We start from the raw sequence: 11,894 nt of genomic DNA on the forward strand, positions 1-11,894 counted from the left end.
ATTAAATTTTGAGTAGATCTTCCATAATTTGTGAAGCGGAATTATATCTTTTATCTATGTCTTTCTCAATACATTTCATAACAATATTATCGATTGTCTTTTCAACTGAATTATTTAACTCAGATGGATAAGGTGGTATCGTGTTAAAGATTGAATGGATCAACGCCATTTCATTTTCGCCTGTGAAAGGGAGTTTCTTCGTGAGCATTTGGTAGAGAATAACACCAAAGGAAAAAATATCAGTTCTCTGATCAATTTGAATATTTGTTATTTGTTCAGGCGCAACATAACCGAGTGTTCCCACAACAGTACCGAGCGATGTCATTGTTGAAACAAGAGGAGATTTCGATAAACCAAAATCCATTATTCTAATACTATTGTTTTCATCAAACATTATGTTTTGAGACTTCAAATCACGATGCAGTACATTGTTTTCATGAATGATAATTAAGCCTTCGCAAATCTCAATCGCAATTTTTTTGAAAGTTCCTTTATCTAACGGAAAGTTATTTGCAACAAATTCTTCAAGCGTCCCGCCGGATAAATATTCCATTGCAATATAACTGTGTTCTTCGGTTTCACCGAATTCAAATACTTTTACAATGTTCTTATGATCAATTGATGAGAGCAGTCGTCCTTCACTGATTAATCTTCGCTTGTTCTCCTCATCTTTTAATAAAGTTGGGTTAATAATTTTAATCGCGACGAGCTTATTGTTTTTCGAATCGAGTGCTTTGAAAACTTTCCCCATTCCCCCGACGCCAAGTATTTCCATCAACTTGAAATGTGAGATATATTTACTTTCACGTTCTTCAATATAACGTTTGGAATAATAAGCAAATGCAAACATAAAAAGTGACGGTAAAACAATCGGCAGAATCCATTCAAAATAAAAATTAGTTTTAAGTGTAAAGTGGATCAACAGTAAAAAGAAAACAATTATTGTCAGGATAAAATACCATTGCTTAATAATTCTAGTTGACTTCCAATGTTTTGTTTGCTGATAAAGCAGCATTGAAACAAAGATCAACAGAGATAATTTGGCTGCTGATAATTTCCAATCTACCAAGTTGATACTTCTCTGAATTGAATCTCTTATCCTCGTTATATAGTGATTAACCAATGATGATTCGGTTACAGTATAAGTTTTATTCGGCTCAATATTATTTATTTCTATTTTTATCCCGGACGGATATTCCACCTCAATTAAATAATTCAATGTATCTATTAAACCAAAATGAAGTTCGCTTATATTTTGCTGCGATAAAGGAGATTCTCCGAAACCAAAATATTTAGTATTACGATATGCTTCTTCGCTATTCTTATTTTTTCCAACAAGAGAAACTTTTGTACCGATCGCCGTCCTGTTACTTTTGTCGGCATTGAACTTTATTTTGATTGAATTTCCTTCGGATAAATTATTTCGATATAACTTTGCAGTTTCACCGGCTGGGGCTGAGTTTTTACTGATTCCTATAAATAAATCTAGATCACCGTCATTGTCTATATCACCGAATGAAGGATTACCGGTAAATGATAAACCGATTTGTTCGCTTACTTCTGTAAATTTTAAACCGGGAGAGTTAAGATATAGTTTTGAACTAATATATATATCTATATAACCATCATTATTTACATCAGCAGCGTTAAGTATTCCGCCGGTTGGTTCAGGGTGTTGAATTGCTTCAATAAATCCGGCTTCGGTTGAATAATTAGTAAAATTAGCATCACCGTCATTTAACAACAGCATAGGAGTTTTACCGCCGTTAAACAAAAATATATCTTGTGTGCCATCATTATTAAAGTCTGCTGAAATTGCAGACATCGAAATTAAATTTTGATTTGACCTAAATACTTCCGATTCTTTCTCTTCGAATGTAAAATTACCTTTATTCAGATATAATTCGAGAAACTTATTATTCTCGGCAAATCGATAAACAATAAGAATATCGGCAAGCATATCATTATTAAAATCATTTATGACAACACCGTAAGCTTGTCTATTTAATTTTTTGTCGATGCCGGTTTGATTGTAAATGTTTGTGAAATTTCCATAACCGTCATTTTCAAATAACATATCTTCGCGACTAAAATTAGATATATAAATATCCAGATTACCATCATTGTTGAAGTCAATAAATTTAGCTGAAGTCAGGGCTAACGTGGCATCAATTATTTCAAGTTCAAGTTTGCTTCTTTCAGCATCTTCGGCAAAATTAAATTCTCCTTTACCAAATGCCAGGTTGTAGTTTAAGTCATCTAAAATTTCCAGAAGATCAAACTTATTATCTTTATCCAAATCACCAAGAACTAATGATTGGTTTAAGCTTGCATTGGTAATGCCAATTTGTTCACGTGAGATTTCCGAGAAAACATTATTTCCGAGGTTTTTATAAACGAGATTTGGTCCACCATCGGAAATTATTGCAAGATCATTAAAGCCATCACTATTACCATCAAAGAAAGTAGCGGCTCTTCCCTCTTTTCTTATTGATGACGCAGTTGTAATATCCGTAAACGAAAAGCCGAGATTCTGTGAAGTTGTATAAATTCCCGCTTGTCCGATAACCCAAATTTTATAATCATCGTTTGCGTCTTTAATAAAATCTACATCTTCAAAAATGTCTTCGAATGATTTTATACTTTCAATTTCTTTCCACTCTAGCCCATCCCATTCTAATAAAGTTGAACGCGTTCCTGTAATCCATGCTTTTTTTAATCCATCTGAAATTACTGAGGTGAATGAAACTCGGTAATTATTTTCAAAATACTGCCATTTACCATTTTCAAATTTTAGAATTGTTCCTCTATCACCGACTATCCAACCGTTGCTAGCGTCAATCATTGAAATTTTACGAAGATCAGTTTCAACCGGGGAATCAATTCTATTCCATTTTCCATTTTCAAATTTAATAATTACACCTTCGCGTCCGACCGCCCAGCCTAAATCTTTTGAAACCATTTCTATATCGTTTAAGTCACCGAAGTAAATCGATGTTCTCTCAACATTTTTTAACGGACTTTCGAATTCACTCCAAACTTTTCCGTCGTAAAATAAAATATTTCCGAGTTGACCGATCATCCATGCTGTTCCGTCTTCAAGAATTTCGATTCCATTCCACATCGAGTAATCGGTTGCATCCCACATAACTTTCGGAAGAATTATTTCATTAAATTTTGAGCCGTCGTATTCAAAAAACCGGGGATGCCAAAAGTTATGATGTGTTTCGTGATGTATAAACCAAATCTTTTCTTCGTTATACGCAATCTGTGGATTATCGGAATAATCAAATTTAAAGACGGACTCCCATTTGCCATGTTTTAATTGGTACAAATTTCCTTTGATATCATATCCCGCTCCGCGTGAAATTGCAATTCCTTCATTAATCGATTGCATAATAATTCTTGAACCATGATCAACATTAGCTTGTTTATACCATATTGCATCGCTTTGTAACTTTTGATTAAAATCTTTTCGATCTGAACAAGAAGTTAATAGAAGTATAGTAATTACAAATGCCAGTATTTTATTCAGTGTTGGTACCATGAAATAGGATAACAAGTTAATAACTCTTTTTTGTAAATTGTCGGACTTAATTTATAAAAATCAGCGAATAATTATGAAAGAATATAAAACAGCTACATTCGGATCCGGTTGTTTTTGGTGTACCGAAGCAATCTTCCAAAAATTAAAGGGTGTTCTAAGTGTGACCCCGGGTTATTCAGGTGGTAAACGAGAGAATCCAACTTATGATCAAGTTTGTTCCGGTGCGACCGGTCACGCTGAAGTAGTTCACATTCAGTACGATTCTGAGATAATAAGTTTTGAGGAATTACTTGAAGTATTTTGGAAAACACACGATCCCACTACTTTAAATCGACAGGGGGCTGATATAGGTACTCAGTATCGTTCGGTAATTTTTTATCATGATGAAGAACAAAAAGAACTTGCGGAAAAGTATAAAGATAAATTAGATAATTCGGACATTTTTGATAAACCGATTGTGACCGAGATTAGCCAATTCCAAAAATTTTATCCGGCTGAAAAATATCATCACGATTATTATAATAATAATTCCGCTCAGCCATATTGCAGTTTTGTAATTACACCGAAACTTGAAAAGTTTGAAAAAATATTTGCTGATAATTTGAAAAGATGATTGAAGTAATTAAATACTCTCCGAGAATAATCAAATCTCGGAGAGTATTTATAAATCAGAAGGCGAGACCAAATCCAATATATCCACCAAAAATTGATTCATCCGAATCGAGAAAAATCATTGTTCCACCGGCTCGAAAAAGAAATCCTCCGTCGTGGGGATGATATCTATAACCAAATTCTGCTTGGTTAAACGATGCATCGGAAATAAAAGTTCTTCCGATACTCAACTCAAGATTGTGATCCGAACCATATAACAACCCGACAGAAATCGGAGTTAACGCATTAATGCTTCTCGAACTGGAAGATGCTTCTAATAATATCCCGAAACCAATTCTTCCGAAGAGGGATAAATTATAATTTGAATAAAATATCCTACTATAATTTACACTCGTTCCGGCAATACCTGAACCGGCAAATAACTCAATATCAACCGAATTAGGCGCAATTTTATTTTCATTAGCATGTATCGATAAATTAGCTAAAAATAATATGATTATCGAAAAACTTATTACACTCTTAATCATCTACAATTTTCCCCCATAGTAAAAATAATGGATTGTCTTAATAATACTCTCAATTCACCTTATTCATAGGGTAATTCATCTGAGATTTTTCCAGACGAATTACCGATTCGAGTTTAGCTAATTCAATAATCTGTTTTCTTGTTCCGGTTGCAGTGAAAATATCTTTTATTACTGATTCTACTGAAACTCCGGTTTCTTCAAGTTCGGTTCTCATTTTATCCGTTATTTCAGTATTGCATTTCCCAAGAAACTGAATTTTTTGCTCCGAATCTTTATTACCGGAATCACTTAATTCCATTCTCAAGCTTTGATCTAATTTATTTTGATAGTCATCATTCATGGTGCTGCATCCAATTAGTAAAAGTATAGGTAATAAAACAAACAAAAACTTTTTTTTCATGTAAGTTCCTTTTCATTATTTAATGAACATCATTTTACGAACTTCTTGAAAACTTCCGGCAGTAATACGGTAAAAATACACACCCGATGATAAACTCTTACCGTCTAATTCCGCTCTGTAAGTTCCCGGAGATTTTAATTCATTCACTAAAGTTTCGATCTCGTTTCCAAGAATATCATAGACTTTTATTTTTACTAATTCATTGGAAGGAACACTGTACTCAATAGTAGTAGATGGATTAAATGGGTTTGGGTAGTTTTGCGATAAGCTAAATTCAACCGGTACTGAATTATCATCTACCGAAGTAATAATAGATTGTAATGCGGCATAAGCATCTATTCTTCCATATCCAAATTCATTGTTAGGTACGGCTCCGGTTATTCCATCTACAACCGCTGAATTTTGAAGAGTTGTAAATACTTCTTCGTAAGTAAGGTTTGGATTTTGTTCCAACAACAATGCAACTACACCTGTGAAATGTGGTGCTGCCATACTGGTTCCTTGAAGATGTACGGTTAGCAGATTTAGTACGAGATCTTGAGGATAAAATGAATCTTGCGAATAACCTGCGGCAATCCAATGCCCAGGAGCGGAAAAATCAGGTTTAATTCTGCCATCTCTAGTTGGACCGATACTTGAAAAATATGCTCGATCAGTAAAAGTGCCATCAAACTGGATTGGACTTCCCCAGATATTTGTCCAAGAAAGTTTTGTAGTAAATGCTCCGACACTAAAAACATTGTATGCTGTCGAAGGAGAACCAATAGTCATAACATTGTCACCTGGGAAAATTTTATTGCCCGGATCAGAATCAGCAGTAAATTCTCCGTTAACTATCCAAGCATTTAGTGTTGATGAACCATATGTGTATAACGAAAAAACATAATTACTAAAATCAGCATCAGGTTCATAAATAAATTGCATTCCAAATAAAAATGGCTCACCTGTTAGAGATTGGTCTACAAAATTAGGGTGTCCGCTCATATTCAAAGTGCCGATGCTATTATCATCAACTACTACATCAACATTCTGTTGAATCTGATTAAAACTTACAGCCGGTGAAGTGTAAAGAACTGTTGATAAATCTGCAGAATAAATTTTTATACCGAAAGTGTAATTATCACTTTGCGGGTAACCGACTAAAAATGTTTGTTCATCATCAACATTTTCGACCTCCCAATAAGTTTCGGAAGCTTCTTCAATAGAGCTACCGCTCATTTCATATTGAAGATGATAATAATTACTTCCTTCATTTCCCGCCGCCGCAACAATTAACTTTCCGGGTCCAACTAAATTTGTCAACGCTTGTTCATATAAAGTTGTACCGGTGTTACCATAAAGCCCGCCTAAGCTCAAATTAATTACGGCAGGCTTTCCTAATTGATCAGCTCTTTTGAAAATATAATCACAACCATTTACAATATCTGTATCAGCAAAACCAGGTCCGAGCCTATAACCTTTTACGAAAACAATATCGGCTTCGGGAGCAACTCCATCAAGCGTGTAATCATTTCCCCCGGCATTACCGGCGGCTGTACTTGCAACATGAGTACCGTGACCATCGTCATCAATTTGATTTGAATTCTGCTGATCTAAATCTTCTTTTGTGTATTCCGTACCATAGTCAAATTCTGCCGGCGGATTTGTATTATCGGACATATCCCATAAATATAAAATCCGGTTTCCGTTTGCATTACTAAATGATGGATGTTTCCAATCAATTCCACTATCTAATACACCAACAACTACATCTTTTCCTTTATAAGCTTTGGGTAAATTTTCTCCAGCGTGAATTTTATCAACGTTAATGTATGTTAAGCTTTCATCCAGAAATGATTCTGAATATTTGGCTGTTTCTGCTTCAACAATATCTTCAGTGAAGACAATGTTAGTTAATTTATTAACAGGAATTTCAGCAATTAAGATATCCTTAATAATATTGCTAACATTTCCACCTTCTGATTCGATTAGAGATTGTGTTTTATAGGGAGAAATTGATTTAATAAATACGGAAACAAATAGCATTTCATCTATCTTTTTAATAACCGGATTTCCAGCGAACAGTTTTGACTCTTTAATGTTATCTATATTATATGCCAGTTGATTGTACACCAAGTTTTGAATGGTAAAATCTACCTTAGATAAATTCGCACTTGTGATTCCAGCATTTTCATAAACCTTTTTTGTTTCTGAAATGCTTTGTGCATTTATGCTAAACGTGATCACCAAAAATATCATTATGATAGTAGTGATCCATTTTTTCGAATCCATAACAGATTCTCCCTCAATAATTATTAAACTAATTGATTGCTTCAACCTTCTTAACGGTAGTAACGGACAAACCAGGTTGATAATAGGATAAAATATACTATTATCATTTCAAACACAATCAATTTTATTTACCTTTATGGCAATCACAATTATATAAAATCATTTCCATCTTTTATTTGATTATTCATCCACTGCTTGGAGAAAATTCTTAAAGATATATTTTTATCTAAGTAAAATCATCTTACGAACGTCTTGAAATCTACCAGCAGTAATTTGGTAAAAATATACTCCGGATGATAAATGACTTGAATTAAATGTAACACTATATTTTCCGGCTGATTTGACCTCATTTACCAGTGTTGTGATTTCCTTCCCTAACACGTCATAAACTTTAATTTTTACTAATTCATTTCCGGGCAAACTGTACTCAATCGTAGTAGAAGGATTAAATGGATTCGGGTAGTTTTGTTTTAGACTATAGTCAACGGGTATATCATCTATTTGTTCCAAACTAGTAATAAGATTTTTCAATGCCGCATGCACATCAATTCTTCCGTAACCGAATTCATTGTTTGGAACTACTCCAGTTATATCATCTGTTATTGCTGTATTTTTTAATACTTCGAATACCTCATCATAAGTAAGATTTGGATTTTGTTCCAAAAGCAATGCGACAACTCCTGTAAAATGTGGTGCGGACATACTTGTCCCTTGCATTAGAACTGTCTTTTCATCCAATATAGTAACCGGATTTAAGTTAGCATCTTTTGAATAACCTGCCGCAATCCAATGACCGGGAGCCGAAAAATCAGGTTTAATTCTGCCATCTCTGGTCGGACCAATACTCGAGAAATATGCTCTATCTGTAAGAGTTCCGTTTACAGAATATGGTGTACCATCAAGATTTACCCATGACGTTTTTGTTGTGAAGGCACCAATCGAAAAAACATTAAATGCAGTTGAAGGTGATCCGACTGTCATTAAATTATCACCTCCAATGTGATTCCGCTCGGGTTCGGTATTTGTATTAAAACTTCCATTAAATAACCACGCATTGAAAATTGCTGTACCGAATGTGAACAAATTAAAATCATATTGTTTCACGCCCGATTCAGAATTAAAAAGCATAATTACCGAGAAGAAATATGGATCCACTCCATTTGTTTTAGCGGACAAAGACAATGAAGCTAATGTGTCTCCTTCAATTACGATTGCTTGCGTAACACTCTCGTCATAGGCTAAAGTTGAACTTAGAAATTTTGAGTTTCCTTGCTTATCCAATACTTGAATACCAAAATTAAAATCTTCACTTTGAGGATAACCGTAAATCAGTGCTACTCCTCTTGTGCTGTCCGATACTCTCCACTCAGTATTAGAACGACTTTCGAAATCAGATCCGGACATTTGATACTGTAGATGAATATTTGATGAGCCGCTATTTCCAGCTGAAGCTACGATTAGTTTACCAGGTTCAACTAGGTTTGTTAATGCTTCTTCATACAATGAATATCCTGTGTTACCAAGCACTGAGCCAAGACTTAAATTTACAACAACTGGTTTACCCAAGAGGGCAGCTCTTTTCATAATATAGTCGCAACCGTTTATAATATCATTCGTTGCAAAGGATTGAGCGTTTGCTCTGAACCCCTTTACAAAAACAATATCAGCTTCTGGAGCTACTCCCACCAAGGGATAATCCTCTCCTCCGTAATTCCCCGCAGCTGTGCTCGCCACATGAGTACCGTGACCATTATCATCAATCTGGTTTGAATTTTGTTGATCCAAATGTTCTTTTGTGTATTCCGTACCGTAATCAAATTCAGCAGGCGGATTCGAATCATCTGCCATGTCCCATAGATATTGAATACGGTTTCCGTTCTCGTTTATAAACGCAGGATGCGTCCAATCAATACCGCTATCGAGTACACCAACAATGACGCCGTTGCCTTTGAATGCTTTTGGCAAATCCTCTCCAGCGTGAACTTTATGAGCATTTATAAAATACAAACTAGTATCCAGAAGTGAACTTTGATAAACCGCGGCTTCTGCTCGAATTATTTTTTCATCAAAAAGTGTGTTTGATAATTTTTCTACCGGCAGCTCAACAACTAGAATATTATCAATAATATTTGTGACTTTTCCACCGTTATATTCAATGTGATTTTTTGTTTGTTGCGGCGAGCTTGATTTAACAAAACCAGCAACATAAAATTGGCTGTTTACTTCTTTAACAACGGGCGTTCCATCCCCCGGTTTAATTGATTTTAATGAGCGTACATTATTTGTTAATGCACGATATGTAAAATTTTGAATTATGTGATCAACTTTTGATAGTTGTTCTGTTGTAATGCCGGCTTGTTGAAAAACCTTGGTAGGATTTAATGCCTCTTGTGAAAATATACCTAATGTAAAAAAGAAAACTAAAGAGATTGTTTTTATATATGTTGCGAATTTTCTCATGTTAGACCCTTAGATTAGTGATTATTGATTTACTTAATCAACACCATTTTGCGCGATATAATGGAATGTTTTGTCTTAAGTGCATAAATGTAAATTCCGCTCGATAGAATAGAAGCATCAAAATCAAGTTGGTAGGAACCTGATGACATTTCTTCATTAACTAATACTGCAATTTCCTTTCCGAGTACATCATAAATTTTTAATGAAACATATGTTTGTTCAGGGATAGAAAAATTTATTGTTGTGCTTGGGTTAAATGGGTTTGGATAATTTTGTGAAAGTGAAAATTCATTTAATAAATTTTCTTCTTCAATCGAGGTTATTATTTCATTAAATGCCAGTTCAGTTATTTCTTGACCAACACCATATATATCAGCAAAAGTTAAATTCATTATTAAAGCAACACTCAATTTTGATATTGGTTCGTAAGCCGAAAAGCTTAAGTATCCAATATATTGTCCGGTGTGACCGTAATAAGGCTTATCGAAAATTTTATACTTAATAAGACCAAGACCATAATCATAAGTTGAACGTGCCGGAACGGTTGTAATCATTTCATCCAAAGAGGATTGACCAATGACTTCTTTTGAAAATAATTTATTAAGAAACATAGCAAGATCTACAGGTGTGGAGTAAATATATCCTGCTGACCCACCGCTTGTATGCATTGCCATCATTGAGTATTGATCTAAATTATCCTGTTCGCCGTCATCATCCATATCAAACCAAGGAGTCATTACCGGACCGGTCGGTTCATCTTCAATTGGAGTATACATTGTTGATAATTCCAAAGGATCAAAAATTCTCTCGTGAAGAACTTCTCTGTATGATTTGTTCTCAACTTTTTCAATAATGCTTCCAAGTAACAAATAACCGGTATTAGAATAATTCCATGATTCACCGGGTTGGAAATCCGGTTCTCCGACTAGCACATCTATCATTTCATTCATGTTCCATATTTTTGCGGGATTTGTTTTGAATGAATCAACCCATGCTTCAGTTGTATAATTTGCAATACCACTTGTATGATTCAGTAATTGTCTCACAGTGATTTTGCCATTAATTTTTGATGAGGGAGTAAACCACTTATCGATTGTATCATCCAAGGAAAGTTTGCCTTCTTCCACAAGCTGAAGAATTATTACGGACGTCATCATTTTTGTATTACTTCCAATAGATCCATTCATATCAATTGTGACGGTATCTTTCGTCTGAGGATTTGAATAGCCAGCAGTTCCGCTCCAAATTAATTCATCCCCTAATAATACGGCTGCTGAGATACCAAAAAGTGATTTTTCCACCTGAAGAGATTCAAGTTTATCTTGTAATTTCTCCGGCAAGGTTTGCGCAATGATCGTGAAAGCAGTCACTGCGATAAGTATAATTTTTTGAGTGAATTTCAACACAGTATATTTACCTTTAATTGTTCATTAACAACTTATTATTTTCAAAAAAAAATTAATTGATCCTCTAGTTTATTTTGGGATCATCAAAACTAACAACAAGAAATTGGGATGCGATCTCTTCATAAACCAATTCAACAAATTCTGAGATCAATGAATTCCAAATCTTAAACAGTACATTCAACTAAGAGGACAAAGATTTTACTAAGCAAAAATTTAATCTTCGAACCCAGCTATTTAATAAATCAATATGTTACGGAATTGTTATCACAAAGTTTATTGTCATATTACTATTCAATTTATCGATGGTCTTACTATCATCCGGGTTCAAGTGATCGGTATAAAAAACTCGAATATCGTAATTCCCACCCTCATCTAATTGGAAAGAGTATGAACCATCCGAACTTGTGGTGACTGAAGCTGCCGGAGCAATGCCAATACTATTATTATCTTTAGCACTCACATTTGCATCAGCAAGAGCCGTCCCATTCTGATCAGTTACTTTTCCGCTAATTGTATATTTCGCAAGTTCTCCTCCTTCACTGTATTCAGTAGTACTTTCCTCTGAGCAAGCTGAAAATACAAGTAATACTAAAGGAATTATCAAAAATTTTATTTTTTGCATGGTGCCCTCTTTTTTTAAGTGATAGCGATATTGCTTAATTTTACTTTCT

Annotated in this window: 8 protein-coding genes; 1 reads left to right on the plus strand and 7 read right to left on the minus strand. The window is 34.4% G+C overall.

All coding sequences use genetic code 11. The annotated features are described in order from the left end of the window. Nucleotide 1: 1 nt before the first annotated feature. Complete coding sequence (locus QY331_12555; protein WKZ68782.1) at nucleotides 2-3,562, minus strand: protein kinase; 3,561 nt, start codon at nucleotides 3,560-3,562, stop codon at nucleotides 2-4. A 58-nt stretch (nucleotides 3,563-3,620) separates the two neighbouring features. On the opposite strand from QY331_12555, the gene msrA reads away from it, so the two are divergent. Further along, the gene (msrA, locus tag QY331_12560) at nucleotides 3,621-4,160 is read left to right on the plus strand and encodes a peptide-methionine (S)-S-oxide reductase MsrA (GenBank protein ID WKZ68783.1); all 540 of its coding nucleotides are present in this window, start codon (nucleotides 3,621-3,623) and stop codon (nucleotides 4,158-4,160) included. 55 nt (nucleotides 4,161-4,215) lie between these two features. On the opposite strand, the gene QY331_12565 is transcribed toward msrA, so the two are convergent. The 6 genes from QY331_12565 to QY331_12590 form a co-directional block, all read right to left on the minus strand. After that, entirely contained in the window at nucleotides 4,216-4,686 is a 471-nt protein-coding gene (locus QY331_12565; GenBank protein ID WKZ68784.1) for a hypothetical protein, read from the minus strand. A 49-nt stretch (nucleotides 4,687-4,735) separates the two neighbouring features. Next, entirely contained in the window at nucleotides 4,736-5,086 is a 351-nt protein-coding gene (locus QY331_12570) for a hypothetical protein (GenBank protein WKZ68785.1), read from the minus strand. A gap of 15 nt (nucleotides 5,087-5,101) precedes the next feature. After that, nucleotides 5,102-7,357, minus strand: a complete 2,256-nt coding sequence (locus QY331_12575; GenBank protein ID WKZ68786.1) for a S8/S53 family peptidase — start codon at nucleotides 7,355-7,357, stop codon at nucleotides 5,102-5,104. Nucleotides 7,358-7,579: 222 nt separating this feature from the next. Beyond that, nucleotides 7,580-9,817 carry a S8/S53 family peptidase gene (locus tag QY331_12580; protein WKZ68787.1) on the minus strand — a complete coding sequence of 746 codons (2,238 nt, stop codon included), beginning with the start codon at nucleotides 9,815-9,817 and terminating at the stop codon, nucleotides 7,580-7,582. A 29-nt stretch (nucleotides 9,818-9,846) separates the two neighbouring features. Then, nucleotides 9,847-11,223 carry a serine hydrolase gene (locus QY331_12585; GenBank protein WKZ68788.1) on the minus strand — a complete coding sequence of 459 codons (1,377 nt, stop codon included), beginning with the start codon at nucleotides 11,221-11,223 and terminating at the stop codon, nucleotides 9,847-9,849. Nucleotides 11,224-11,473: 250 nt separating this feature from the next. After that, on the minus strand, nucleotides 11,474-11,845 hold the full coding sequence (locus QY331_12590) for a radical SAM-associated putative lipoprotein (GenBank protein ID WKZ68789.1): 372 nt from the start codon (nucleotides 11,843-11,845) through the stop codon (nucleotides 11,474-11,476). Nucleotides 11,846-11,894: the final 49 nt, after the last annotated feature.

This window comes from Melioribacteraceae bacterium (genome assembly GCA_030584085.1).
Lineage (GTDB): Bacteria > Bacteroidota > Ignavibacteria > Ignavibacteriales > Melioribacteraceae > SURF-28.

What these genes read in the sequence shown, in the direction of transcription:
- msrA (WKZ68783.1), top strand. Translation starts at nt 3,621, where the DNA reads ATGAAAGAATATAAAACAGCTACATTCGGATCCGGTTGTTTTTGGTGT.
- QY331_12565 (WKZ68784.1), bottom strand. Translation starts at nt 4,686, where the DNA reads ATGATTAAGAGTGTAATAAGTTTTTCGATAATCATATTATTTTTAGCT.
- QY331_12570 (WKZ68785.1), bottom strand. Translation starts at nt 5,086, where the DNA reads ATGAAAAAAAAGTTTTTGTTTGTTTTATTACCTATACTTTTACTAATT.
- QY331_12575 (WKZ68786.1), bottom strand. Translation starts at nt 7,357, where the DNA reads ATGGATTCGAAAAAATGGATCACTACTATCATAATGATATTTTTGGTG.
- QY331_12580 (WKZ68787.1), bottom strand. Translation starts at nt 9,817, where the DNA reads ATGAGAAAATTCGCAACATATATAAAAACAATCTCTTTAGTTTTCTTT.
- QY331_12590 (WKZ68789.1), bottom strand. Translation starts at nt 11,845, where the DNA reads ATGCAAAAAATAAAATTTTTGATAATTCCTTTAGTATTACTTGTATTT.